The organism is Bremerella cremea, from assembly GCF_039541315.1.
Classification (GTDB): Bacteria; Planctomycetota; Planctomycetia; order Pirellulales; family Pirellulaceae; genus Bremerella; species Bremerella cremea.
This window is the reverse complement of the sequence record NZ_BAABFZ010000005.1, coordinates 451,782-478,443: the sequence shown is the minus strand read 5'-3', so window position 1 is coordinate 478,443 and position 26,662 is coordinate 451,782. Positions and strand designations below refer to the sequence as shown.

General features: G+C 56.0%; 19 protein-coding genes, 1 tRNA gene and 1 pseudogene. 8 read left to right on the top strand and 13 right to left on the bottom strand.

Features of this window, described 5'->3' with window-relative positions; translation table 11 throughout:
• The first annotated feature begins 138 nt into the window (after positions 1-138).
• Positions 139-6,285, top strand: coding sequence for an alpha-2-macroglobulin family protein (locus tag ABD890_RS18860; RefSeq protein WP_345093397.1), 6,147 nt, complete (start codon positions 139-141; stop codon positions 6,283-6,285).
• Here ABD890_RS18860 and ABD890_RS18855 read toward each other — a convergent pair.
• From ABD890_RS18855 to amt, 7 genes are all read right to left on the bottom strand, one after another.
• Positions 6,266-7,027: a hypothetical protein gene (locus ABD890_RS18855; protein WP_345093394.1), complete on the bottom strand. Its 762-nt coding sequence runs from the start codon at positions 7,025-7,027 to the stop codon at positions 6,266-6,268. The two genes, ABD890_RS18860 and ABD890_RS18855, sit on opposite strands and share 20 nt — an antisense overlap.
• A 57-nt stretch (positions 7,028-7,084) precedes the next feature.
• Entirely contained in the window at positions 7,085-7,417 is a 333-nt protein-coding gene (locus tag ABD890_RS18850; protein WP_345093391.1) for a rhodanese-like domain-containing protein, read from the bottom strand.
• 144 nt (positions 7,418-7,561) lie between these two features.
• Entirely contained in the window at positions 7,562-8,974 is a 1,413-nt protein-coding gene (locus ABD890_RS18845) for a sulfatase-like hydrolase/transferase (protein ID WP_345093388.1), read from the bottom strand.
• Between the two features lie 247 nt (positions 8,975-9,221).
• Positions 9,222-10,226 (bottom strand): alpha/beta hydrolase, encoded by a 1,005-nt coding sequence (locus ABD890_RS18840; RefSeq protein ID WP_345093385.1) that lies wholly within the window; start codon positions 10,224-10,226, stop codon positions 9,222-9,224.
• A gap of 207 nt (positions 10,227-10,433) precedes the next feature.
• Positions 10,434-11,675: an NAD(P)/FAD-dependent oxidoreductase gene (locus ABD890_RS18835; RefSeq protein WP_345093382.1), complete on the bottom strand. Its 1,242-nt coding sequence runs from the start codon at positions 11,673-11,675 to the stop codon at positions 10,434-10,436.
• Positions 11,676-11,720: 45 nt separating this feature from the next.
• Positions 11,721-12,227: a MarR family winged helix-turn-helix transcriptional regulator gene (locus ABD890_RS18830; protein WP_345093379.1), complete on the bottom strand. Its 507-nt coding sequence runs from the start codon at positions 12,225-12,227 to the stop codon at positions 11,721-11,723.
• 168 nt (positions 12,228-12,395) lie between these two features.
• Positions 12,396-14,720, bottom strand: coding sequence for an ammonium transporter (gene amt / locus ABD890_RS18825; RefSeq protein ID WP_345093376.1), 2,325 nt, complete (start codon positions 14,718-14,720; stop codon positions 12,396-12,398).
• A 451-nt stretch (positions 14,721-15,171) separates the two neighbouring features.
• Here amt and nrfH point away from each other — a divergent pair, with 451 nt between their 5' ends.
• The 5 genes from nrfH to ABD890_RS18800 all read left to right on the top strand — a co-directional run bounded on the left by nrfH (position 15,172) and on the right by ABD890_RS18800 (position 21,782).
• Positions 15,172-15,654: a cytochrome c nitrite reductase small subunit gene (gene nrfH, locus ABD890_RS18820; RefSeq protein WP_345093373.1), complete on the top strand. Its 483-nt coding sequence runs from the start codon at positions 15,172-15,174 to the stop codon at positions 15,652-15,654.
• Between the two features lie 12 nt (positions 15,655-15,666).
• Complete coding sequence (locus ABD890_RS18815; protein WP_345093370.1) at positions 15,667-17,262, top strand: ammonia-forming cytochrome c nitrite reductase subunit c552; 1,596 nt, start codon at positions 15,667-15,669, stop codon at positions 17,260-17,262.
• A gap of 256 nt (positions 17,263-17,518) precedes the next feature.
• Positions 17,519-18,226, top strand: coding sequence for a hypothetical protein (locus ABD890_RS18810; RefSeq protein ID WP_345093367.1), 708 nt, complete (start codon positions 17,519-17,521; stop codon positions 18,224-18,226).
• 376 nt (positions 18,227-18,602) lie between these two features.
• Positions 18,603-20,330, top strand: coding sequence for a methyl-accepting chemotaxis protein (locus tag ABD890_RS18805; protein WP_345093364.1), 1,728 nt, complete (start codon positions 18,603-18,605; stop codon positions 20,328-20,330).
• Positions 20,331-20,675: 345 nt separating this feature from the next.
• Positions 20,676-21,782 (top strand): vWA domain-containing protein, encoded by a 1,107-nt coding sequence (locus tag ABD890_RS18800; protein WP_345093361.1) that lies wholly within the window; start codon positions 20,676-20,678, stop codon positions 21,780-21,782.
• Here ABD890_RS18800 and ABD890_RS18795 read toward each other — a convergent pair whose 3' ends face one another.
• A complete protein-coding gene (locus ABD890_RS18795) occupies positions 21,783-22,520 on the bottom strand; it encodes an AraC family transcriptional regulator (protein ID WP_345093358.1) in 738 nt (245 codons plus the stop codon).
• Between the two features lie 321 nt (positions 22,521-22,841).
• Here ABD890_RS18795 and ABD890_RS18790 point away from each other — a divergent pair, with 321 nt between their 5' ends.
• Positions 22,842-23,600 carry a hypothetical protein gene (locus ABD890_RS18790; RefSeq protein WP_345093355.1) on the top strand — a complete coding sequence of 253 codons (759 nt, stop codon included), beginning with the start codon at positions 22,842-22,844 and terminating at the stop codon, positions 23,598-23,600.
• Positions 23,601-23,621: 21 nt separating this feature from the next.
• Here ABD890_RS18790 and ABD890_RS18785 read toward each other — a convergent pair whose 3' ends face one another.
• Positions 23,622-24,365, bottom strand: a complete 744-nt coding sequence (locus ABD890_RS18785; RefSeq protein WP_345093352.1) for an SGNH/GDSL hydrolase family protein — start codon at positions 24,363-24,365, stop codon at positions 23,622-23,624.
• 115 nt (positions 24,366-24,480) lie between these two features.
• Here ABD890_RS18785 and ABD890_RS18780 point away from each other — a divergent pair, with 115 nt between their 5' ends.
• Positions 24,481-24,975, top strand: a complete 495-nt coding sequence (locus ABD890_RS18780) for a VanZ family protein (protein ID WP_345093349.1) — start codon at positions 24,481-24,483, stop codon at positions 24,973-24,975.
• Between the two features lie 82 nt (positions 24,976-25,057).
• On the opposite strand, the gene ABD890_RS18775 is transcribed toward ABD890_RS18780, so the two are convergent.
• The 4 genes and pseudogenes from ABD890_RS18775 to ABD890_RS18760 all read right to left on the bottom strand — a co-directional run bounded on the left by ABD890_RS18775 (position 25,058) and on the right by ABD890_RS18760 (position 26,656).
• Positions 25,058-25,129: transfer RNA gene (locus tag ABD890_RS18775), tRNA-Cys, on the bottom strand.
• A 117-nt stretch (positions 25,130-25,246) separates the two neighbouring features.
• Positions 25,247-25,555, bottom strand: coding sequence for a DUF1559 family PulG-like putative transporter (locus ABD890_RS18770; protein ID WP_345093346.1), 309 nt, complete (start codon positions 25,553-25,555; stop codon positions 25,247-25,249).
• A gap of 33 nt (positions 25,556-25,588) precedes the next feature.
• Positions 25,589-25,834 (bottom strand): annotated as a pseudogene (locus tag ABD890_RS18765) (type II secretion system protein); the annotation flags it as partial.
• Positions 25,835-26,005: 171 nt separating this feature from the next.
• Positions 26,006-26,656, bottom strand: coding sequence for a hypothetical protein (locus ABD890_RS18760; RefSeq protein WP_345093344.1), 651 nt, complete (start codon positions 26,654-26,656; stop codon positions 26,006-26,008).
• Positions 26,657-26,662: the final 6 nt, after the last annotated feature.

Here is a 26,662-nt window from a genome sequence, read left to right as displayed (position 1 = left end):
AAAATGTCAGACGCAAAACTCTTCATGAATCAGCCATTTATGGAAATCGGAACTCAGGTTAGGTTCGTCTAGACTTCGACAGGCCGGCGGTATGATGAACCCCGTCGAATCAGAAATAGATCGCATCAAGGACGCCCCATGACAAATTACCCCCTCGTCCGCATGGTTCCTTTGGCACTGCTGCTTTGCTGTGCCGCACTTATGACGGTATGGATTGGCCCGCTGAATCATGCAGCAGAAGGAAATGCCCCGACCGTGACGCAAATGGAAGAGCTCTTCAAACAAGGCAATTTCAAGGAAGCTTTCGAAGCGGCCGAGAAGCTGTTTGCCGATCCGAAACAAGATCCCAAGCAGCTCGCTCGCACGATTAATCTGCCGATCAACGCCTTGCAGCGTTTGGGACGCTATCCCGAGGTGGACAACTTTCTGGAAATGACCGCAAAGGCTCAGAAAGGACAGTGGCGCGTGTTGCAGGCATGTGCTCAACAGTACGCACGGCTGAATCACTGGGGAGTGATTAACGACAACAAGTTTGAACGTGGTCCGGTCCGGGGCGGCGGCAAGCGAGTGAATAGCATCGACCGCGACCGTACCCGAGCGCTGCAGCTTTATGTCGAAGCGATGAACATCGCCAAGACGCAGAACGCCGAGCCTGACATGGGCGATCTGTATCAGGACGTGACTCAGTTCTTCTTAAGCGGTGGCTACGGCCGCGCCGCCTGGCAACTGCAATACCTGACCGATATCAGCGAGCTGCCTGACTACGAAGAAAGCTACAACTACGGCGGATCGAACCAAGGGGCTCCGGTCGACGCCGAAGGGAACCCCATCTATTACTATGTCCCCAAAAGCTGGGACGCCGCCAAGAATGATGGCGAGCGGATGCGCTGGGCCATGGAACAGGTCGGCGAGTACAACGCCAAGAAGGTTGGCGATGTGCAACTGAGCTGGGCGAACTTTCTGAACTCGCAGTTTGGTGTCCAAACCCTCCGTCAGTTCCAATGGTTCTTCGCACCGGCCAGTCCCGATGCCGACGACGAAACGACGCACCTCCTTTCGCTTGGCACACTCAAGGAAAACGAAACGATCGCGCGTCTGGCGACCGGCATCAAACGCTTCGATCTGCCAGACGAATTCAATCACATCAAGGTTTGGCAGAAGCTGATCAGCGACAAAAACGCCCAGCGTTCGCAGGCCTACGACCAGTTGGCTTCGATCTTCGAGAACCGGCGCCAATACCCACGGGCCGCCGAAGTCTGGAAACAGGCAATCGCCGACGTCGGGCCAGGATCGAACAAGTATCGCGATGATCGACTGCAGCAGATTGTGGGCAACTTGGGACAATTTCAAGGGGGGCAGGTTAATGCCGCTGGCCAAGGAGCGACGCTGCAGTATTTGTTTCGCAACGGCAAGGGAGTCAGCTTCACTGCGCACAAGATCGACGTCGAAAAGCTTTTGGCGGACGTAAAGGCGTATCTGAAGTCCAATCCGAAGCAGGTTGAATATCAGAAGCTGCAGTTCCAGCAGGTTGGCGAACGGATTCTCTTTCAAGGTGGCGAAGCCTATCTGAAAGAACAGGTCGCCAAGTGGTCGATGGAACTCGAGCCTCGCCCGGACCATCTCGATCGTCGCGTTGACGTGCATGCCCCGCTGAATAACGCCGGTGCCTACATGGTGACAGCCAAGATGGCGGATGGCAACGTTTGCAAGATCGTAGTTTGGGTGGTCGATACGGTCATCGTTAGCAAGCAGCTCGACAAGAAGAAGTATTACTTCGTCGCAGATGCCGTCAGCGGACAGCCCATCGCTAAGGCCAACGTCGAATTCTTCGGTTACAAGATGGAAAACGTCCGCAACCGGAACGAGTTCCATGTCGACGTGAAGAACTTCGCCGAGTTCACCGACGCCGACGGCCAGGTGACGTTGGGCTCGGACCAGATGACCGAGCGTTATCAGTGGCTGACCATGGCACGCACCGATCAAGGTCGTTTCGCGTTCATGGGCTTCCAGCACGTCTGGTATGGCCAGTCCTATAACAGCGACTACACCCAGATTCGTGCATACGGCATTACCGATCGACTGGTCTATCGTCCGGATCAATCGATGAAGTTCAAGTTCTGGACACGCCGGTCGCAATACGACATGCCCGACAACAGCCAGTTCGCTGGCCAGCAGATTTCGGTCCGTTTGCACGATCCCCAGGGAAACGAGATCTTCCACAAGACTCTGACTGCCGATGCTTACGGTGGCGTGGAAGGAACCTGGGATATTCCGTCCGATGCGAAGCTGGGGCAATACAACTTGTACACTGACCGGGGCAACGTTCAGTTCCGCATCGAAGAGTACAAGAAGCCTGAGTTTGAAGTCACCGTTGACGCTCCTTCCAAGCCGGTCGAGCTGGGCGAGAAAATCACGGCGAAGATCAACGCGAAGTACTACTTCGGTTCGCCAGTGACCAACGCCACGGTGAAGTACAAAGTCGAACGCTCGCCTTACAACGAACGCTGGTATCCGTCCGCACCTTGGGATTGGTGCTACGGCAAGGGGTATTGGTGGTTTGCTTACGACTATTCCTGGTACCCAGGCTTCAACCGCTGGGTCGGCTGCGTCCGTCCAATTCCGCCATGGATCGGTTGGTCGCACAACCCACCGGAACTGGTCGCCGAACAGGAAGTGAAGATCGGCGAAGATGGCACCGTCGATGTCGAGATCGACACGGCGATCGCCAAGGCAATGCATGGCAACGAAGACCATCAGTACACCATCACCGCGGAAGTGCGTGACGAGTCGCGTCGCACGATTGTCGGTACCGGCAAGGTGCTGGTCGCTCGTCAGCCATTCAAGGTTTATACCTGGGTCGATCGTGGCTACTACGATGTGGGCGACACGATCGAAGCTCGGTTCCTGGCTCAAACGCTTGATTCCCGCGATGTCGCTGGCAAGGGCAAGCTGAAGCTGCTGAAGATCACCTACGACGATAAGAAGCAGCCCGTTGAAACCGAAGTTCAGGCCTGGGACGTCGAACTTAATGGGGAAGGCTCGAAAACGCAGTCGATGAAAGCATCGGCTGCCGGTCAGTATCGTTTGAGCCTCACCGTCACCGACGACGCCGGTCACACCGAAGAAGGTGGCTACATCTTCACCGTTCGGGGCCAAGGCTTCGACGGATCAGAGTATCGCTTCAACGACCTGGAACTGATTCCCGACAAAAAGCAGTACGAAGCTGGTGATACCGTCAAGCTTCAGATCAACACCAACCGCGTCGGAAGCACGGTGCTGCTCTTCGTGCGACCTTCCAACAGTGTGTATCTGCCGCCGAAGATTGTTCGTCTGACCGGAAAGAGCACCGTTCACGAGATTGCGGTCCTGAAGAAGGACATGCCGAACTTCTTTGTCGAAGCGTTGACGATTTCCGATGCCAAAGTGCACAACGAAGCGAAAGATATCGTGGTCCCGCCAGAATCGCGCGTCCTCGACTTGCAAGTTGAAACCGACGCGACCGAATACCTGCCGGGTAGCCAGGGAACGATCAAGTTGAAGTTGACCGACTTGACGGGCGAACCTTTCGTTGGCTCGACCGTGCTGACGGTCTACGACAAAGCGGTCGAGTACATTAGTGGTGGTTCCAACGTCACCGACATCAAAGAGTTCTTCTGGAAGTGGCGTCGCCACCATCATCCCAATACGGAAGATAGCCTCAGTTTGTATAGCCACAATCTGACTCCGAAGGGGCAGCGGGCTTTGCAGTTCCTGGGAGCTTTCGGCAATAGCGTGGCCGACGAGTTCAACAATCAGATGGTCATGGAAAACGATGCCGTAGGCTTCGGAGGAATGGAGGGCGCTGGCATGGGGCGTGGCGGCATGATGATGCAGTCGCGGGCTTTGGCCAAGAGTGCCGCGCCGATGGCGGCAGCTCCGGTGGCCGATGCCATGATGGAAGTTGGCGACAAAGAAATGGGGGGTGGCGAGCAAGCCAACCTGGTCGAGCCGACCGTTCGCTCGAACTTCGCCGACACCGCATTGTGGGTCGGAAGCGTCGAAACGAACGAGAAGGGGGAGGCCGAGTTCAAGCTCGATATGCCTGAGAATCTGACGACCTGGAAGATTCGCACGTGGGCCATGGGCCAGGGAACCAAAGTTGGTTCCGCTGAAACGGATGTGGTGACTCGAAAGAATCTGATCGTTCGGCTTCAGGCTCCTCGCTTCTTCGTGCAAACGGACGAAGTGGTCCTTTCGGCCAACGTGCATAACTACCTCGAATCCGAAAAGACCGCGATGGTTTCGCTCGATGTGCCGAGCAAACTGATGTCGAGCGACTCGCCACTGACGCAGAAGGTAACCATTCCTGCTGGAGGCGAAGTGCGTGTCGACTGGACCGTGAAGGTCACCGGCGAAGGGGAAGCGGCCATCACGATGAAGGCGCTCACCGACGAAGAATCGGACGCCATGTCGCAAAGCTTCCCGGTCTTCGTGCATGGCATGTTGAAGACGGAAGCCTGGGCTGGCACGGTTCAGCCAGAGCAAGATGCCAACGGTTTCACGATCAACGTTCCACAGGACCGTCGTCCCAAGGATTCGCGTCTGGTCGTGCGATATTCGCCAAGTCTGGCAGCTGCCATGGTCGAAGCGTTACCATACCTCAGCGATTATCCCTATGGCTGCACCGAGCAGACCTTGAACCGCTTCGTTCCGACCGTGATCACGCGGAAGGTGCTGAGCGAAATGGGAATCGATTTGAAGTCGATTGCCGAGCATCAGAATAACCTGAACGCTCAGGAACTTGGCGATCCGGAAGAACGCAGCAAACGCTGGCACGTGGGACACAATCCTGTCTTCGACGAAGCGGAGCTGCAGAAAATGGTCAATGCTGGTGTCCAGCGTTTGACCGAGATGCAGAACAGCGATGGCGGCTGGGGATGGTTCTCAGGCTATGGCGAACGTAGCTATCCCCATACGACCGCGGTCGTGGTGCGAGGCCTGATGATCGCTCAGCGTAATGACGCCGCGGTCGTGCCCGACGTGATCGCTCGCGGTCGCCAGTGGCTGATCAATTACCAGAACGAAGAGCTCCAGAAGCTGAACGCCAAGCCGCAAGAGAAGAAGCCTTGGAAACCAAACGCCGGCAACCTGGACGCAATCGTCTATGCCACGCTGGTTGAACTGGGGCACGACAATGCAGAGATGCGAGAGTTCATCTATCGCGATCGCACGCACCTTTCGGTCTATGGCTTGTCGGTCTTCGCTCTGGCCACGCACCAGGTGAAGGACGCTGAGAAGCTGACGATGCTGCGTCGTAACCTCGATCAGTACCTGGTTTCGGACGAGGAAAACGAAACGGCTTACCTGAAGATGCCAGCCGACAACCACTGGTGGTACTGGTACGGCGACGCGATCGAAGCCAATGCCTACTACTTGAAGTTGTTGTCCGCGACCGACGCCCAGAACGTGACGGCTCGCCGATTGGTGAAGTACCTGCTGAACAATCGGAAGCATGCCACCTACTGGAAGTCGACTCGCGACACCGCCTTGTGCGTCGAGGCAATGGCCGATTACCTGCGGGCCACCGACGAGATGAATCCTGAGATGACGGTTGAAATCCTCATCGACGGCGAAAAGAAGGCCGAAACCGAGTTCACCAAAGAGAACTTGTTCACGGTCGATAACACGGTGGAACTGACCGGTCTGCAAGTGACCGATGGCAAGCACAAGGTCGAGCTACGCCGCAAAGGCAAAGGCCCGGTCTACTTCAGTGCTTACCTGACGAACTTCACGCTGGAGAACTTCATCACCAAGGCAGGCCTCGAAGTGAAGATCGAACGTCGCTTCTATCGACTCGATCGAGACGAAGATGCCACTGCCAAGGCGGTGGGGGCTCGCGGTCAGGCCTTGGATGAGAAAGTGGTCAAGTACACGCGAACCTTGCTTGAAAACGAGTCGCAGATCACAAGCGGCGATCTGGTTGAGATCGACCTGGTGATCGAGAGCAAGAACGACTACGAGTACTTGATGTTCGAGGACCAGAAGGCCGCCGGGTTCGAGCCGGTTGATCTGCAAAGCGGATACAACGGCAACTCGCTGGGGGCTTACATGGAACTTCGCGACGAGAAGGTCAACTTCTTCGTGCGAGAGCTGCCACGCGGCAAGCATACGCTGACCTATCGCATGCGGGCCGAGATCCCAGGTAAGTTCAGTGCGTTGCCAGCCGTCGCCCAGGCCATGTATGCACCAGAGCTGGTTGGCAACTCCGACGAGATGAAGATCGGGATCAAAGATCTCGATAATTAGTCGGCTGAAATTTAAAACCTGCCGCCGCGTCGGGAAGTGATTCCTCCGCGGCGGTTTCTGTTGCTGGATGCTCGTCCGCGATGCCAAGCGAAATGCCCTGCATCGCGTAGCTGCCCAGGAACATCATCGCAACGAGGTTGCGGACGATGAACCACGTCTCGCCGTCTTGAAATGCTTGAAAGGCTTCCCAGCCTTTCATCAAAGCGAACGCCCCGATAAAGCCGCCCAGTAGAATCGCGACGGTCGGTAGCGGCCGAGTGCTAACCATCATCATGATTCCCAGACCAATGATTCCGGTTCCCATGATGGAATAGGCGATTGCGTAGATTCGCGATTCATGGATCAAATCGTGGGCACCCTGACGTGCCTCGGTCAAACTGATCCGGGAATCTTTGCGGGCCACTTCTTCGATAAAGCTATCTTGGCTGGCAAGAACCCACATCACCGCATTCAGAGCGGCAAATCCAATGATGATGCCCCCGATGATTGTGGTCAGGTTTTCGAACGACTTCCAGCGACGCGCGTCGGGACCGGCGTAATGGGAGGGCATAGATACCCCTTTAGGACGAGATTGGCTAGTTCTAGAAAGCCTATGTCGATTCCGCCCAGGGATGGCAAGTTTTGCGCTGATGCCGTGATCGACTTCATGAAGAGTTCGAAAACGAAGTGCGTTTGATAACTTGGTGAGACAAAAATAGGCGTTGCACTTAAGTAGTACAACGCCATAAGTCATTTCGTTCACGAACGATCTGCCAACTCTCTTCTCAATGCTAGGCTGGCGAAGCGAGTTTGGCCAAGATCAAGCTGTGGCTAACGTGCCTCCGCTTTCTTGCCACTGCTTCGCGCCTCCCTCGAAGTCGTACACTTCCGAAAAGCCGGCATCTTCCAGTCTCTTCGCCGCTTCGGTTGAAGAAGGGCATTCTTCGCTGGCGCAATACAACACCACTGGCTGATTCTTCCCGCCAATAGTTTGTTCAACGCGCGACTCGAAATCGGGCGCGGTCTTCGGGATGTTGATGGATCCAGGTATCTTCGTCTTCTCGAAGTTGTCCTGGTTCAACGTGTTGATCAACGTAAGTCGTTCGCCTTGATTCTGACGAGTCTTCAATTCACTTGCATTGATGGAATGCATGGCTTTCTCCTTACTAAGGTCCAAAAAGTTGTCCCCCAGGAAAGATTGCTGCAAGCGATGTTCCAGTCCTCGGAATTAGGTCGATCGCACCGAATAATTGGGTGGCGAGCCACCAAGTTGGAAGCTCGCACCGCAAGGCGGATGCTATGGGGTCGGTTCCCAATCGGCTCCGTTGTCAGCCGGTATCGAGGCATTCCACTGCATCAGTTCGTCCTTCAGGCGAGCAACTTCTTCCGGATGGTCGGCAGCAACATTCTTGGTCTCGCCGACATCATCATGCAGGTTAAATAGCTGCACTTCGGATCCATCGTATCCACAAAGCAGTTTCCAGTTGCCATCCCGCACAGCGAGGTCGGGCAGTTGTTCTTGGTTAAACGCCGGACGATCGGGAGGGCGGCGGAAGAAGAGTGGCTTCTCGCGCGACGCCTTCGATTTCCCCAGCAGCACATCGGGTAGTGGTTGGCCGTCAAACTCGATCCCGTTGGCATCGGCCTGGCAGATTTGCAGCAAGCTAGGCACCAGGTCGAAGGCGGCAAAAACCGAACTCTCGTTGACCTGACCACTGTCTTTGGGGGCAATCAAACCAGGACCCCAGACCACCAGTGGCGAGCGAATGCCTCCTTCGTACAGCGTTGTCTTGTGGCCTCGCAGAGGACCAGCCGAGCCAGCGCCGAACTCGGGACCATTGTCCGAGCACATCACAATCAGCGTGTTGTTGCGAAGTTTGGGATCGTTGCGAACCAGTTCAAAAAGCGTGCCGAGCTGTTCGTCCATCGTTTCCAGCACACCGAGATATAACTGACGCTTTGAATCGTCGCCACGACGGGCCTTCGGTGGGAAGAATGGTGAGTGAACGTCGTCAGGCCAAACGTTCACGTAGAACGGCTTCTGGTCGGCTTGGGCTTGGCGAATGAAATCGACTGCGGCGTCAACAAACGACTGGGTGACTTCGCTCCGGTCTTGCCACGTAATCTTACCGCGGCCGAGGTTGTCGCTCCCCAAGGCATACCGACGAGGTTTCTTTCCGTTATAAGCATCCAGCAGCGGCAGCACGCGGTCTCCGAGGCCTTCGAAGTTGGTCAGTGACGCGTCGAAACCATATTCGGTGATCAGCGGTGCTTCGCCCACATCGCGTTGGCCACCCATATGCCACTTGCCGAAGTGCCCGGTGGCATAGCCAGCGTTCTGCAGTTGGCGAGCCAGCATCGGAGCGGCAGGATCAAGCCACTGGGCCATGCCACGCCGATTGTTCATCTGGCGATCGGCCAGGTACGAAGAAATCTTCCAACGCTGAGGATATTGCCCGGTTGAGATCGCTGTGCGCGATGGAGAGCAAATCGGCGAATTCACATAGAACTGCGTGAAGCGAACCCCTTCGGCTGCCAAACGATCGCAATGCTCCGTGGTCGCCGCTTCGTTCCCAAAGCAAGAGAAGTCACCCCACCCCATGTCGTCGATGAAGACCATGATCACATTGGGTGGCGAATCGGCGGCGAAACTGGTTGCCGAGAGCGTCAGCAAAAGCAGGAGCGATAACAATAGTTGCAGAAGTCGCATGAGGGCCTCGTTGCGGAAAAGGCGTTCGGATGGGCGACTTCAGTATTAATGGCTACCGCAGGTGGGTCAACGCAAGTCCGACCATGCGTGGGTAATCGAGGCCGAAAACAGCGGCGCAGGCCCCCAAGGTTGTGCATCGATCAGAAAGAGAAATCAAATCGACCTTGGTCTTTTGTGATCGCGAAAGAATTCGTGCGCCGTCCTGCTTCCCTGACGGCGCACGTCGAATTGCCAGCGAGTGCGGAGACTAGCTATCGGACTTCTGGCCGTAAGACTTTGTCGGCAGAGCATAGGGCTCGTTTTGAAAGACGCTTTGAGCGAACCAGTATAAACTGCTGCTCCAGTGGGCGGCATCGTGACCATGGCCGTCGACATGCCAGACATGCGGGATGTGGTTCTCCTTGAGGAAACGATGCATCCGCTGGCTGATCGAAATCAAGCCATCCTGATTGCCACACGAGATCCATAGCAGTTTGAGCTTGTCTTTCGCATTGGCGACGTCTGGGATCAATTCTTCAGGAGCTTTCGTGTTGGGAGCTGCCGAGAAGGGGGCGACCCACGCGAACGTATCCAGATTCTGCAAGCCAAAATTGAACGACTGGCCGCCTCCCATCGAGAGGCCGGCGATGGCACGTTTGGTACGGTCGCTATCGACGGAGTACTTCTTTTCAATCGCAGGAATAACATCGTCAAGCAAGTCACGCTCGAACACGGCGAACGCTGGTGCGCTGGCCATGACGTTCCCTTCGGCTCGGTCGTTTTTCTGGGCGCGACCGTTCGGCATTACGACGATCATTGGTACTGCCTTGCCATCGGCAATCAAGCCATCCAGCATGTGCTGCGGATTGGCGAAGCGGTTCCATTCGGTTTCATCGCCACCGATGCCATGCAGTAGATAAAGCACCGGGTACTTCTTATCGGAATCGTAGCCAGGCGGCGTGTAAACCAGCATCTTCCGCTCGGTGCCGACCGTCTTCGAGTCGTAGGTAATCGTCTCGAGCTTGCCGTGCGGAATGTCAGCTCGTTCCGACTTGAATCCTTCCGGCGGGGCTTCGTAGACCGCGACATCGTCGGGGCCGAGTTCGATCCGCCCGAACGACCTGATGCGACGTTGAATTTCGCGGTCTTGTTCGGCGCCCTTTGGCTCGGCACTAGGTTCTTTCTCAGGAGTGGCTTCCTGGGCAGATACCGAAGCGCTCGTTGTCAGAACCGTAAACAGAGCCAGCAGTAGGAAGGAGGTCGTTATTCTCATAGCGTCAGCCATTGCGTTCGGGGACGTTCAGTTTTGGGCGTACTTATTATGCTAGGCACTGGGTGGGGCAATGCCAGTTGTTTTGTGAGATTTCAACGCCTGACGGGAATTTATTATGATACCCACACCGCCAACACTTCGAATCAAAAAACGGTTGCCAGCGAGCGTGGGCAACCGTTCGTGTCAGACGTGCGTAATGCGGCGCGGCTACTTCGTCATCGTCTCGGCTTCTGCCTTGAGCGAATCGATCGAGATGAAGACCTGATCGAGGCTTTCTTTGAAGAGGTCGCCGATCAACAGGTCGGTGATGTCGCCGCGGTGGTTCGGGAACCGACGCACGAACTGCCCGAAGTTGAAGCCGTCGTAGTATTCGCAGACGAGCTTTCGCATCCGTTCCATTCCGACCATGTAGTCCGCTTCCCAGTTACTGAGTTGGGCCCGGGAAGTGTCTCCCTTGGTCAAACCTTCCGCAATCGCATCGGCAGCCAATTCGCCCGACTTCAAAGCGAGCAGGACGCCAGACGAGTAGAGCGGATCCAGGAAACCGAGGGCATCACCGATCAAAACCCAGCCATCGCCGGCGGCCTGCTTCGACTTGTAAGTGAAGTCTTTTGTGGCGAAGATCTTTGTGACCTGCTCGGCGTTTTCGACTCGCATCTTGGCGGCAGGGCAGCGCTGCAGTTCTTCGGCGAAGACCTGCTCGTGCGAGCCACGGCCCTTGAACAAGTAGTCGAAGTCACCAACCACCCCAATGCTGACCATGTCGTCGTGCAGGGGGATGTACCAGAACCACCCCTTTTTATCTTCGACCTGCAGGACCGTCGTGGCACCTTCGTCCCGACCTTCACCGCGGTAGGCACCTTTGTAGTAGGTCCAAATCGAACCTTTGTTCAGCGTTGGATCAGGCACACGCAGCTTCAGCTTGTTCAGCAGCATCGAGCTCTGGCCGCTGGCATCGACCACCACGTCGGCTCGGACTTCGCGTTTCTCGCCATCTTCGCCCATGACCTGAACACCGACTGCACGATCCCCTTCGAACAGCACGTCGAGGACGCGCGTGCCTTCGTGCGTTTTCACGCCATGTTCTTCGGCATTGCGAAGCATCATTTCGTCGAACTCGCTTCGGCGGACCTGCCAGGTCTGCGAGCAGTCGTGATCTTTATTGTCGTGGAAGTAGAACGGTGCCGACTCTTTGCCCGAGTCGCTGACGAACTGCACGCTGTACTTCTTAATGAAAGCGCTCTCGCGCAGTTTCGGGATCATGTTCAATCGCTTCAGCACCCAGTAGGTTTCCGGGATCAGCGATTCGCCGATGTGGAAGCGTGGGAATTTCTCGCGCTCGAGCAGCTCAACGCGAACGCCTTGTTGGGCGAGAATGGTGCTGACCGTGGCTCCTGCGGGACCGCCACCAATTACCACTACCTGAGTCGTCTTCGGGGTATCGATCATCGTCCTTTGGCCTATCGTTTCAGGCGGCATGGCAGCCGCGTTATATCAATCGTCAACCAGCGAGAGGTTCGTGGCATCTTCGTGCGGGGCACGAGCATCGCGAAGCAGCCCGGCCAACTGCTTCAAATGGGCAGGAGAGAGGTGACCCAATTGCCGCGCATGGCATTGTTCAACCTGTTCGGCAAGCTGCTCCAGCAGTTGAAGCCCCGCCGGCGAGATGGTGACTTCCACCACACGTCGATTCTCGGGACGCCGCTCTCGTGTTAGTAAACCGCGTTGTTCGAGCTTATCTAACAGACGAGTCATATCCGGCGCACGAGAAATCAGGCGCGAGCCTAGCACCAGCGTGGGCATCGAAGCAGGATGCACTGACTTCAACAAGCGAAGTGTGTTGTACTGCTGAGCCGATAAGCCGACTTTGCCGAACACTTCTTCCTCGATCGTTTTCAGGCGGTCGTAGGTGCGCCAAAGGTTCAGGAAGACTTCCTGTTCCAGGGAGTCAAACTTTCCGCCAGGAGGACGCGTTCGAGATTTCTGTGGAGATACAGCCATCCCCCCAGGATAGGCGTCATTACAATAAACGTCAAGACAACAGTCTCACTTCCAGGTATTGATCTCGAAAAGAACAATGCCCCCAAAAACTCGGGGGGAGTCCCGAATAGGTGGGGGCACTGCAAGCTGGATCGTGGGGCGAACCAGCCGGTCATCGGCACTCGCGAACTAGGCGAGGCCGGCTTGGTCCAGCACCGTGGTGAATTCCTGATACGAATTCCGCACTCGGTGGCCGATCGTTTCACTGGAAACACGGATTTCCTGCATGCCTTTCAGCATTTGCTCGACCATTTGTTCAATCTCGCTACCTATCTGACGGACCTGTTCGGCCGAGGCCCGTTGGTCGGTCGAAGTGTTCTGCAGGAAGCGATTCATTTCGTCGTTCATGGCACAGACCTGGCCGATGACGTTTGCCGTCTCACTCAGATTCGAGGCCACCTCCCGGGTATCGCTGCGAATGCGAGAAATCTGTCCACTAATTTGCTGAGTCGATTCGGCCGAAGCACGAGACAGTTGTTTCACCTCGGTGGCGACCACGGCAAATCCCTTGCCAGCGGCACCGGCCCGGGCAGCTTCGATCGTGGCGTTCAATGCGAGCAGGTTGGTCTGCTCGGCCACTTCACGAACCATATCGAGCACCGATTCGATCTCGGTCGACGATTCATTCAACTGGCTCATCGTTGCGCCGCTGCTGCTGGCAGTCGCCACGCCTCGTTCGGCCAGCGACGCAGTCTTTTGCATCTGCTGCGAAATATCCCCCAGCGAGCGGACCATCGTATCGATGCGAGCGAAGATCTGCTGAACCGAACTGACGAGCCTCTGGGCGTTGGTTGAAGAGGTCTCGACCACCGACTGAAGCGAGTTACGTTGTTCGTCGATCGACTCCAGGCTCGACTCGACTTGTTGTTTGTACCGGGCGAGGCCTGCCTGGGCGAGTGATTTCTGGCGTTCCAGCGATTGCACGGCGTCTCGCGTGCGGTGACGTTCCGAGTCGATGGCTTCGATCAAACGATTGAACGCCTCGGCCAGATCGCCTGCTTCGGTACCGATTTCCGGTTCGACCAGGAACCGGCGATCGATGTGCTCGGCATTGGCGGCTTGTTGCATGGTGGCCGCCAGGTCGAACAGCGTGCTCTTGGCACCATGTTCGGAAACGTTCAGGCCCATGATTTCGTCTTCTTCACTCACACGGACAGGCGTAACGCACTTCAGCAGATAGACCAAGGCGAACCCCGTGCAGAAGGTCCACACGAAGCAAGCCGCGACACCGATCGCTTGAACACCGATCAATTCCCAGCGGGTCATACCAGCTCCGGTAAGGACGTCTTCTCGAGCGAAGAAGCCAACCGCGACCGTTCCCCAGGCACCGCAGAAACCATGCACCGGAATCGCACCGACGACGTCGTCCAGTTTCAAAACCTTCTCCATGAAGATCATGCCGAGGAAGACCAGCACGCCACTGACCAGACCGATCAGCACGGCACCTGTTGCCGAAACAGTGGCACAGCCGGCGGTGATCCCGACCAGGCCACCTAGCACGCCGTTGGCGATGTCTTCGGCTTGAGGCAGTTTGGCACTTCCGAGCGACCAGCTAATCAAAGTCGAACTAAGCCCGCCGAAACAGGCGGAAAGTAGCGTGGTCATGGCGATTGGACCGACTTCGGCATCGACGGCTAAGGTACTTCCGCAGTTAAAGCCAAACCAGCCAAACATCAGGATGAACGTACCGAGGTACATCAAAGGCAAGTTGTGGGGATGGAAGCGATTCGCTGTGCCATCTTGGTTAAAGCGTCCCAGTCGCGGTCCAATAATGATGACCGACGCCAACGCCACCCAGGCCCCCACGGAGTGAACCACGGTCGAGCCGGCGAAGTCGATGAAGCCGAGGTCTTCCAGCCAGCCGCTGGAGTCGCTGTGGTACAGGCTGCCCCACGCCCAGTGACCGAACACGGGATAAATGAGTGCCGACGTGATCAGCGAGATAAACAGGTAAGTCACAAAGCGGGATCGTTCGGCGACGGCACCAGAGTCGATCGTCGCCGCGGTTCCGCAAAAGGTAGCCTGAAAGACAAAGAAGACAGCCAGCCAAGGAGCGTTCTCGAACGATACGCAGAAGTCGTTCGTGCCAAACAGGCCGTAATAGGTGGTTCCGAACATCAGACCGAAGCCAATGAACCAGAAACCGGCGACCGAAAGTACAAAGTCGGCCATGTTCTTCACGGCGACATTGATCGAATTCTTCGCTCGAGCCAGGCCTGACTCTAAGCACATGAAGCCTGCCTGCATCAGCATGACAAGCGCGGCGGCAAAGATCACCCACGCATAGTCAATTAATGCGTGGCCATCGGCCGTGGCTTCTGCCGGTGCAGCCACTTCCACGGCAGCAACAGGGGCCGCCAGGTCGGCTTCGGCAAAGGCCTGTGATCCACCGACGACCAGCGAGCCAAGCGTTAGGAGAGATACGATTAAATAGAGATTTCGACGTGAGGGCATCCGTTTACTTCTTCCAATGTTTCGTAGATTTTCCGCCTCTAGAAAACAATGAATCGAATCGAAGATTCCCCCAACGATAGGTTGTTCGTAGAAACCGCAATGTGAAAAAGTTATCTGCTTTGTTGAAATTAGATTGCCATCTCAATGGGTGGTTTTGATGAGGATATTAGCGAATCTTATTCCCGATGGAGTATTCAGCCCCCGCAAAGTATGTGCGGGTTGTGCGGTATAAAAAACTTATAACGAATTCAGGGAAAATGATTTGAAGCGATTCCCCCCGAACGCTATCTTAGGCACCCAAATGGTCCAACCACTACGCCCGCGATCGAATCCGCCCTGAAAGCTGGGGGTTTGATTGGCTAACGGAAGGCTGGGATGTATGGAAAACGGGAGCTCAACCACCTCTCGTCGCAAGAATTCATGGAAGCGATATTCAAGGGCCCGCGTCTATGTGGGGCTCTTCTCGTCTTGCTTCGCGATCCTGCTGGGGATTGTGCTCGGGCTGGGTACGTTCACGTTTGGTTATGGAAAAGGGGCCAGTTATCTGAGTAACGACCCCCAGACATGTATCAACTGCCATGTCATGCAAGAGCCTTATGACACATGGCAGAAGTCGAGCCATCACAATGTTGCCGTTTGTAACGACTGCCATTTGTCTCACGATCCCATCGGCAAGTGGGTCACCAAGGCCGATAACGGCTTCTTTCACTCTTTGGCGTTCACGCTGAACGACTATCCAGAGCCGCTACGAATCAAGCCTCGCAATCGCCAGGTCACGCAGAATGCCTGTTTGCATTGCCACGCCGACTTCGTCCATAACATGCTTCCGGTGAATCATCAGGAAGAAACGATGTCGTGCGTGCATTGTCACGCCGATGTCGGGCACGCGCTGCACGCTCGCGTCTACCCCATCTTGGAACCCAACTCACGATAACAGGATTTGATCATGAGTTCTGAACCATCCATGTCCCCCTCGAAGGGAAGCCGCGGAAACTCGTTCTTTGGCCTGGTTGGGTTGATGCTGTTGTTCGCAGTGATCACCTTCGGCGTCGTAGCGCTGTTGATGAATATCTTCGAGAGGAAGCAGGAAGCACGGATTCCGTTCGTGCGTCTGGAAGAGGTCGACGAAGTTTCGACCGATCCGGCTCCGTGGGGCGTGAATTGGCCGCACCAGTACGACTCGTACCTGCGAACGGTCGACATGGAAGAGAGCGACTACGGTGGTTCCGACGGGATGACCGCCAGCAAGCTCGAGGCGCATCCCTGGCTGAAGCGTCTGTTCGCTGGTTATGCCTTCAGTCTCGACTACCGCGAGGCACGCGGGCACGCTTACATGCTCAGCGATCAAGAGAAAACCAAACGGGTGACCGAGCGAAAGCAGGGCGGGGCGTGTCTGCATTGCCATGCGTCGGTGGTGCCGACTTACCGGCGGCTTGGTTTGATTGAACAAGGCGAAATGGACGTTACCGAGTTAGAACTGGCGCACGACTTCAACTGGCCTGCCGTGATGAAGGGCTTCGAGAAGATGAGCACCATGGACTATGCCGACGCCCATGCCGAGATCGAAATGACCCCCGACGGCACCACGGCATCTGGCAAGGCACACCCGGTGAGCTGCATCGATTGCCACGATCCCGAATCGATGGCGATCCGTGTGACTCGACCAGGCTTCGTGAACGGGATCGCTGCGCTCGCGAAAAGTGACGACCCGGTCCCGCATTTGCCAAGTATCCAGCGATGGAGAAACGGCAAGAAAGATCGCGACTACGACCCCAATCGCGACGCGACCCGGCAGGAAATGCGGACGTTCGTCTGTGCCCAGTGTCATGTCGAGTATTATTGTGCAACCAAAGAGACGCTCTTTTTCCCGTGGGGCAACGGACTGAAAGTCGAGCAAATCGAAGAGCTGTACGATAACCACAAGTTCCCCGACGGAAGTGACTTCATCGACTACAAACATGGAGAAACGGGCGCGAAGATATACAAGGCTCAGCATCCCGAGTTCGAGCTTTGGAGCCAGGGGATCCATGCCCGCAGTGGCGTGAGCTGTGCCGACTGCCATATGCCTTACGAACGTAAAGGAGCGATGAAAGTCAGTAGCCACTGGGTTGGTAGCCCTCTGCTGACGGCCGACAAGTCGTGCCAGACTTGCCATAACGTGAACGCTCAGGAACTAGTCGATCGGGTGCATATCATCCAGGATCGAACCAAGGCCCTGACCGAACGGGCCGCGGTGGCGATGACGTCGATGCTCGATGCCATTCGGGCCGCCCAGGCCGCCGGCGCTACCGACGAGCAACTAGCACCGATCCTCGAACTGCAAAAGAAGGGGATGTGGCGGCTCGACTTCATCAGCAGCGAGAACTCGAAAGGCTTCCACGCCGACCAGGAAGCGGCCCGGATCCTGGGTGAGTCAATCGATTATTGTCGCCAGGCCGAAATCGAAGCCTTGAAGCTTCGGGCCCCTGAGGCGCCTGAGCCGACCGGGGAAGTAATCGAGGTTGAAGGCATCACGCCGGACGATAAAGCACCGGTCAACTAGCCAAACATCAACCAGCACGAATAGGGGAACTGGGGTTGCTTTAAAGCCCAGTCTTCCGCTATCTAAGTGGCCATGCGTCTGGGTCATGAGTCTACGGGCGCTAGGGGAGTGCCAAGACTCTGATTCGTGCTATTCTCAACGGATGTCTGACTTACCTGTTTCTTCTGCCACTTCCCAGGCCCCCAAAGCCCGCGGAAAGCGTTGGATTCCCGGTGGATTACCACCTCATCGGGCGATCGTATCAGATTTGATGCGGATGCATCGAACGATGCCGACGGTGTCGCAGGTAAAGACCTTCGATCTTCAAGGACTCGCGGACGCACGCTCGAAATGCCCCATTCGGATTTCATGGTCGATTGCGGTCCTTCGGGCCTATGCACTGCTCTCGGCTGAAACGGCCAGTTTGCGGCAGACCTATATGGAGTGGCCCTGGCCGCACCTTTACGAGCATCCCCATCCGATCGGCAATTTGGCGATTTCTCGGGTGGTCGACGGAGAGCAATGGCTCTTCTTCGCACCGATGGACGAAGCCCACACCATGCCACTGCTTCAACTTCAGGGGCTTTTGGAACGCTACCAGACGGCTCCGGTCGAAACGGCTTTCAAGAATCAGGTCCGCTTTGCCAACTATCCTGATATGCTTCGCCGCGTGATGTGGTGGTTACGCTTTCATTTCACCCCGAAGAAACGTGTGAAACGTCTGGGAACCTTCGCCCTGACGACACTCGCCGGCCAAGGGGTAACCATCGTCGATCCCAAGGCACCGGTCACCACGACGCTGACTTACGGTCCGCTGGATGAGCAGGGGCGATGCAACGTCACCATCGCGTACGACCATCGCGTCATGGATGGCAAAGAAGTCGCCGACATTCTGTGTGCGTTAGAACGCAAACTGCAGACTCAGATCGTGACCGAGTTTGAAATGCTCACCCGGCAGATAGAGTCTCGAAACCGAGCTGCATAGGCCGCGACCAGAATCTAGCTTATCTGAAGGATCGATGCCGTAAGCATCGGGGATCACGATCCCCCTCGCGGGAAAAACAGGGCCTGTGAGCCAAGATTGGCCAATGTGGATTCTCGCAGTTTGAGTTCCCGCAAAAAAGCCATTTGCGAAGTGCGGGGGTAAGGCCTAACGCTAGTTCACGAAGATACTTAGGTTGTGTTGGAGCGGTCCCATCCTATTGCGAAATGGATGAGATTTGCCGAACGTATCGATTCGAGCTGAGCAATTCTCTCGGCGCATTGTCGGCAATTGATTTGCAACGCCGCTTCTGCCGTAGATTTCAACAGTAACCAGATGCCACTTGGCTAGGCAATCGCGTGAAATCAAAGGGCCGAAGATGAGTCAGCAGACTAACAGTGCACCAGGCAACTTTCGTAATCGTTTGAACTCGATCCGTCTCAGCACGAAGTTGATCGGTGGGTTCGCGCTGGTGTTGATTCTCGCCGCGACGGCCTGTTTCATCGGCGACCGCGGACTCAGTTCGCTGCAGTCGGAACTCGACTACATCGCGGCCGACAAACAAATCTTCGGCGACGCCCAGGCCATTAAAAACCTGATGCTTCAGCACCGCCGGTACGAGAAGGACTTGTTCCTGAATATTGGCAACCGCGAGAGCCAGGTCGAAAAGTACTTGCCGAAGCTCAAAGAGAAGCAGGCCGAGATTCAGACGCTGCTGAAGAAAATGAACCAAGTCATCGCGGAAGACCCGCGCTTCAGCCCTGAAATCAAACAGGTCGCTGCACGGTTGCCGGGATTGCACGACACTTACATGAATGGCGTGCTGCAGGTGGCCGACAAGGCAATCGCAGACGCGGAACTGCCACCGCAGGAAGCCAACAAAATGATGGCTCCGTTTAAGGTGCCAATTCACGACCTGGAAGAAGGGATCGATCAGGTTGCCGACGCCGCGACCGAGTTGTTCACGCATCGCATCGAAACGTCGGAAGCGGTGGCCAGCAACTCGCGGATGGCGATGGCAATCGGCACGGTGATCGCCCTGGTGCCATGTCCTTTCATCGTGCTGTGGATTTTGAAACCAATCCGCAAAGTTTCGCGTCTGCTCGCCGACATCGCCCAGGCCGAAGGGGATCTCACCCGCCGGTTGCCGGTTGATGGCAACGACGAGGTGGGCGAACTCTCGATGTGGTTCAACAAGTTTGTCGATCAGTTGCAGGATGTCATCATTCGCGTCGGTGGCAGTGCTTCGGTCCTGGCTCAATCGTCGTCCGAGCTTTCCGCCACGGCGGGTTCGCTGACCGATCGAGCCGACGACACCACCAAGCGTTCGGCCGTTGTTTCTCATGCGGCCAACCAAATGGCGACCCGCATGGGCGAAGCCGCCAACTCGACCCAGTCGATGCAAGTCAGCGTCAGCACGGTTGCCAACGCAATCGAAGAACTTGCGGCGTGTATCAACGATATCTCGACCAATACCGAGAAGGCATCATCGGTCGCCGGGCTGGCCGCCGAGGAACTAGAGCAAAGCAACGCCAACATCGCCGAACTGTCGACCGCCGCCCAAGAGATTAGCCGGGTGATTGAAACGATCGAAGACATCTCGGAGCAAACCAATCTCTTGGCGCTCAATGCGACCATTGAAGCGGCCCGTGCCGGCGAGGCAGGGAAGGGTTTCAGCATTGTGGCGAATGAAGTGAAGGAACTCGCCCGGCAGGCAGCTTCCGCCACGGAAGACATTCGCCACCGAATCGGCGCCATTCAAGACGCAACAGTGAAGACAACGCGTTCGATCGGTGACATCGGTGTGCACGTCGCTCAGGTGCACGAAGTGTCTAACATGATTGCCGCTGCGATCCAGGAACAAAACTACACGACACAGTCGATCGCCGAGCATATTTCGCAAACCAATTCCGCCGTGAACAAAATCAGCGGAGGTGTGGCCGAGTCGGCTGCGGCTAGCGAAGAGATTCGTTCCAGCATGCTGGCGGTTGACATGGCGGCTCGCGAAACGTCGCATGGAGCGACAACGGCCTCGGAAACGAGCGTTGAACTGAATCGCGTCGCCGATGACCTGCAAGCGTTGATGTCGAAGTTCCGCGTGGTGTAAGTTTTCTCTCCGCATCGATCAGACGAATCACTTTATCCCTGCGTGGTGTTGGCTACGCAGGGATTTTTCTTTCTGGGGCTGCTGGCATCGGCAGGCCAATATGCGTCGCTGGTTGACGCAACGTTGATGACGGAAATGCTTACGGTAGAGGGCGTGTTGCCAACGAGGCGTTGCGCAAGAATCTCCTGCTTTTGAGGCATTTTCGACCAATGTGTTGAGCTGCAGAATATTTCGAGGCAGACTACACGAAGTACGAAAGGCAAGAGGTAGCTAGATTCGCCAGTCTCTTCTCACCGCTCGAATCACCTCCACCGAACTTTCGGTTGGTCAGGAGTTACCATCGCCATGTCGAGTCATGCATACTCATCGTCATCTTCGTTTCATCGCGAATCGACTTCGCGCTGTCGTCACGATCCGCACCCAGAACACGACGATGCCCCAGTTCAGAATCGATGGTGGTTTAAGGCTGCCATCTGGAGCATGCCGGCCTGGTTGATCAGCGTCATTGTTCACTGTCTGGGCCTAACGACGCTGCTGCTGGCAACCCTCTCGCCACCACCGCTGCCGCAGGCATTGAACCTGGTCGCGACCGATCAGCCAGAGAGCGAAGAACTGGAGCAGATGGTGCTGGAGATCGAGCCGCAGATCGAAGAGGAAGTGGAACTGGCGATGGCAGCGCCGCAGCTCATGTCGGAGTCGATTGAATTGCTGACCGCTGCCCCTGACCCGGTGATGATGAGCGAAGCGATCTCGGTCGAAGAGCTAATGCCGACGCAAACGATCGACTTCGCCGGGATGAACCCAGACGGTCTCCTTTCCGAAATCGACGGGCTAGGGGACGACGTCGGCAAGATGACCAAGTTCTTCGGCACCGGAGCGAAGGGGAGAAAAATTCTGTTCCTGGTTGACAACTCGATCAGCATGGGGGGCGGCCGCATGGAGACCGCCCTGATCGAGCTTCGCAAGACGATCGAAGGTCTCACGCCGAACCAGGAGTTCTACATCATCTTCTACAGCGATACGGCCTACCCCCTTTTCTATCCCTCGGTCGAAAAGCAGATGGTCCACGCGAATGATAAGAACAAGAAGAAGGTGACCCAGTGGCTCGATACGGTGCAGATGTGTCTGCTGACCGATGGCCGCGACGCGATCACGCTGGCTCTGCAGCTTGAGCCAGACCTGATCTACATCTTGGGGGATGGTGCATTCACCGACAATGCCGACGTCGAACTGGCCAACACCAAGTTGGAAGGGATCACGATTCACACCCTGGGCATGCAAGTGTTGCCGAAGGATCGTGGACGTTTTTCGGCGATCGCGACCGCGCACGGGGGGACTTACAAAGATGTTGGGATCACCGAAGAGGGACGCAAACGGCTTCAATCCAACGGACCGATTCCCAGCAATCGCCGCCGCAATGGAGTTTGGGGCGTGAAGCTCCCCGGCGGCTAGTTAGCCTTCGCTTTCCGAGCTTGAGCCGAGCGGATTGTGATAGCTCCGTCGATACTCGAGCGGCGTCATCCCCATATGCTTGCGGAAGAGACGACTGAACGTGCTTTGATCCGAGAAGTCGTGATCGGTCGCGATCTGGCATATCGAGTGATCGGTGTTGCTAAGATCATCCGCCGCGGAATTCAAACGGGTGCGAATCTTAAAGTCACGCACGCTCATGCCGAACACCGCCTGGAACTTGCGATTGAGTTGCCGAGAAGAGATGTGAGCCCGATCGGCCAGTTCTTCTACGGTCGCCAGCGAGCCTTCCGGCGTTCGCATGTATTCGACGATCTCTTCGATTTCGGAAGCCGGAGCGGCCCAGCGTTTGCCGGCCTTGTAACTGCGAATGACGCCGGCAACGCCGATGACCTCGCTGCCTGATTCGTTGAAGACCGGAATCTTGCTGGTGATGTACCAGTCGAGGATCTTCGTTTCGTTGTAGAACACTTCCACGCGATTGTTGATCGGCTGGGCGGTCTCCATCACGTAGCAGTCGTCCGCGCGATACTTCTTGGCGACTTCCATCGGAAAGAACTTCGAGTCGTGAGCGCCAACGACATCTTCTTCGCGCGTGGCACCCAACCGCTTGATTAACTGGCGATTCGCCCAGACCATTCGGCTGTCGCGATCCTTCGTAAAAAAGAATACGTCCGGGACGGCATCGTACAGAAACTGCATCTGGTGCCGTGACCCCATCTGCGCAAAGAATTGTTTCTGAAAGTCCGCATTCATCGCAATGGCCGAGATACTGGATGTTCGTTCCGGAAAGGCGTCGATCGCCACCCTTAACAGCGTAAAGATTTAAAACCAGAAGAAACAGGCCAGCTAACCATGAAACGGCCTCTTGCGGACTCCAGAATCCATCTTTTCAGGTGAGTCGAAGCGAGGTGATGCCGCGATTTTCTAATGATGTCCCTAACGTTTCCCAAAATTCGAGCCCCGGGCAGAAAACCATTCGCCGCTGAGATTCGTCTCGATCAGTGACAAACATGCTCAATTCCCGGTGAGGAGATTTCTATGCGGCTCGTACTTTTAACGCTTGGCTTACTGTTGGCAACGCTGTCGGCACTTTCGGCCGCCGAGCCAGAGAACGTCGCTTCTGGCAAGATCCAGATCAACGATACTTTGAAGCAGGTGCCCAAGTCAGGCATCGTGACCGATCGGGCCACGTTCGAGAAGTTGTGGCAAGCATTCCGCGGCGAGGAAGCGTTGCCTGGCATTGACTTCCAAAAGAAGCTGGTGATCGTGGGAACCGTCGACGGGCCGAATCTGGTGATGCTGAATCCGAAACTGGAAGCCGACGGCAACCTGAAGTACGTCGTCGGTGGGACCCGAATGGCTGGGCCGGGCTTCGGTTATCGCATGGTTGCGGTCGATCGTGACGGCGTGAAGACGATCAACGGGCAGCCGATGAACGCTTCGGCCGTGCATGGCAAGATTCTGATCGGCAAGGACCTGCCCGGTTTCGAGCGGAACGCGCTTGAGATCAAGCTGTTCGAGTACGATCCTTTGCTCGCGGACGTATCGGCTGACCTGATCGATGAGGTCGTAATCGACGACTTCTCGCACGCCGCTGGCAAAGAAGAGAGTGTGCCGTTTGAGCTTGGCAAGGACTTCCAGCCGCGAAAAGACCGCGAATACTACATCACGGCCTTTGTGGTGGCAGGTGCCAACCGAACTCATGTCGGAGAACTAAGTCGCGAGGGCCGAATCAATAAGGTCCGGCCCGGCAACGATTCGGCGGAAGTTGTGGTTACCTTGCGACAGCTTCGCTAGGCGACCACTTGATGAGTCGCACTAGTTAGATGGCTTGGCAGCAAGTGCTTTCTCGATGACCGATGCCACTTGCTCTGCCAGGGCCTGCGAGCCCTTGTCCGAGAAGTGAACGTTCTTGGGCAATTGAATCTCGTCCAAGCGAGGCTGACAGAACGTATACAGGTCATCAATTTCGATATCGTTGGCCTCCATGATCTTCAAAGCCGCGGCGTTGTACTTGCCAGGCGATTCTGGTTCACGCAGGGGACCCTTGGTGCCGGGCACAACCGGGGTGGTGGTCGCGAAGATCAGCTTGGCATCGGTCTTCTTCAGGCGGGCGACAATCTTTTCGAGATTCGCCGCGTACTGATCGACAGTGGCTTGCACAGGATCTTTTGGATTGGTCGAAACGGTGTTGCCGCCTGGCTCGGTCACGTGCTTCAAGTCGTGCAGACCCCAATTAAAGTGGATGACGTCCCACTTGCGATCGCCTAGCCAGCGATCGATCGACTCCACACCTTTCGTGGTGCCACTGCAGTTCTCGGCCTTCTTGCCATCGGCGGTGTGGGGGCGGAAGACGTTCGCCTTGCCTTCCAGTTCTTCACGAACCTTCAGCGTGTAACCGATTGAAATCGAGTCGCCCAAAATCAGCACGTTGGGCAGTTTCGGATCTGGCGTTTCAGCCCATTGGCCCAGCTTTTTATTCGCCGGTTTAGAAATCTCTTGGCCAACGAGGCTCGTCGAGGTTAACAGAGCCAAGGCAATCGTCAGGGCGATCATTTTCATGATGAGGATACTCGAGCAGGAGTGCAGGGTAGGGAAGGACTATGCATGATGATAGTCGATCCCCAACAGAGATGCACGCAGTGCCATCCTCGCGTTGAGAAAGGGACCGGGCCGAATGGAATGTGAACCAAATGCGAGGTCAAAGTGGTCGCTGGGGGCACGGCTGATCTTGCTGCTGGCCCTGTTCTGGGCGGCGGCAATCTTTGCGACGTCGTGCTATGTGATCCGGCCTGAAGAGTTCTTTCGGCGGATCCAAGAGTTTCTGAATCTCGATGCGGAAGCGATGTACGAGTTTCGTGTTTTTTGGGGGATCTGGTGGTTCACGATCGTGAAGGGATGGCACTTCACCGAATTCGCTGTCTTAACCTGGCTGGTTAGCTGGGCGCTTCAGGCCATCGGCTGGCTCTCGACTCGCCATGCGATCAATGCAGCCATGATCGTTTGCATTCTGTACGCCGCCGGAGACGAGTGGCATCAAACGTTTGTACCCGATCGTCATGGCACCGTCACCGACGTACTGATTGACTCGCTGGGCGTCTTCTTCGCCGGTGGCGTCCTAGGTTGGCGAGCTTCGCGAAGAACCAAAGCACCGGCAGTTGAAGCAACATGAAAAGATCGATCAACGAAGGAGATGCCCAGATGGTGATACAACCCTAGTAAGATGTAATCCGAGCAGGCAGTTGATCGGTCAGAAACGCCGGTGGGAGTCGAACCCACTTGAAGTTGCTTTGCAGGCAACCGCCTGGCCGGTCGGCATCAGCGTCGTAAGGGTAGAGGTGGCTGTTACTAGAAAGGTTCGCGCTGCAAACGTGAAAAACCAAAACACCAGACCTACTCAGAATAGATCGGCCCGGTGCTTTGGAGGTAGGGAGATACCTGCCTCATTGGGAAGCGAGTTCGAAGTTGATTTCGTTTCGGTTTCCTTGTTCGACGTTGGCCGAGTCCCACAGATAGCCTCCGTCGTACGAGAAGCCATACCGATTCGTTCCCACGCAGGGACACTTTCCGCCTGGGGTCGAGTCGTCGTCATCGGGAGCGTCGTACCCGTCTGGTTCTTTTAGCCAGGTAACACGTTCGCCGATCATCAGTGTGTTGCTGGTGCCATCGGTGACGGCTTCGTCGAGGCGAATGGTCCCTGGTTTCAACGCTTCGTCGAGGTTGTCTTGTTCCAAAAAAGGAAACAGATGCAACGCCCAGCCTCAGGCGTTACCGTCGCCATTGCCGCCAGGGTTGAAGTAGGTCATGCCTCCCGGCGGAAAGCAACCGAACCTGTCGTGATAGTTGTGTACTGCTAACCCGAGTTGCTTCAGGTTGTTCGTACAGGACATACGCCGCGCCGCTTCGCGTGCTTGTTGCACCGCAGGCAAGAGTAAGGCGATCAATACGCCGATGATCGCAATGACCACCAACAGTTCGACCAGGGTAAAACCAGACCGACGCGCGCGGTCTGTTCGAATTTCGTTCTGCATTCAACAGGCTCTCAACGAAAGCGCGAATCGAATGACGAGTGTGCGGCGATGAAGAGGAGACAATGCCGCACGAAAGCAGATCCATGCAGTGGCAAGTCGCTACACGCCGACTAGGCAGCCGTTAAAAAGATGCGAACTTGCTGGGCAAGATTGGCCGAAATAACCATGCCACTAGTTAGATTTCTTCAGCCGCTTGAGGGTGTTAGAAGGAGCTTCAGCAAAGAGGATGTCGCCGCCGTTTTCTTCCAATAAGTTTCGTAAACTCGCGGTGTCGTTCGTGATCAGTGAGTCAGTTCGCGTCAGGCGTTGCTTCTCGAGCAGGGAGTCGACTTTTTCGTCAACTGTATCGGTCCAGATCTTCAACTGATCGTTGCTAACCTCGTAACGCCAGAAATAGTACGAGACCACCTCGCCATCTTGAGACATCGGGACACTCGCGAACCGTTGTTTGCCAATCTTGGTTGGAAAGGCGAGCCAGCTTTCCGATTTCAGCTTGCCCTCGGCTTCGTAAGAAACGCACACGATCCGCGTCAGACCTTTATAGGGGAATGGTGCATGGCGATCTCGCCAGTTCTCGATACGGATGTTCCTGTCGTTATCGTCAGGATCGAGTGCGCCCGCTTCGCCGATGTGGATGTAGGCTTCCAGGTCAACGCCATTCTCATCTTTATATTGGACCACCCAGGTTCCGAGCAAATCGGGGTCGACCTTCGCTTCCTCTATGGGAGACAAAGGGTGTTCAAACTGGGCACAGCCTGTCATCACGAAAACCGTGATGACGATCGCGACCCAACGAGCAGTGGTCGAAGTGTAGGTGATCATCGGTAG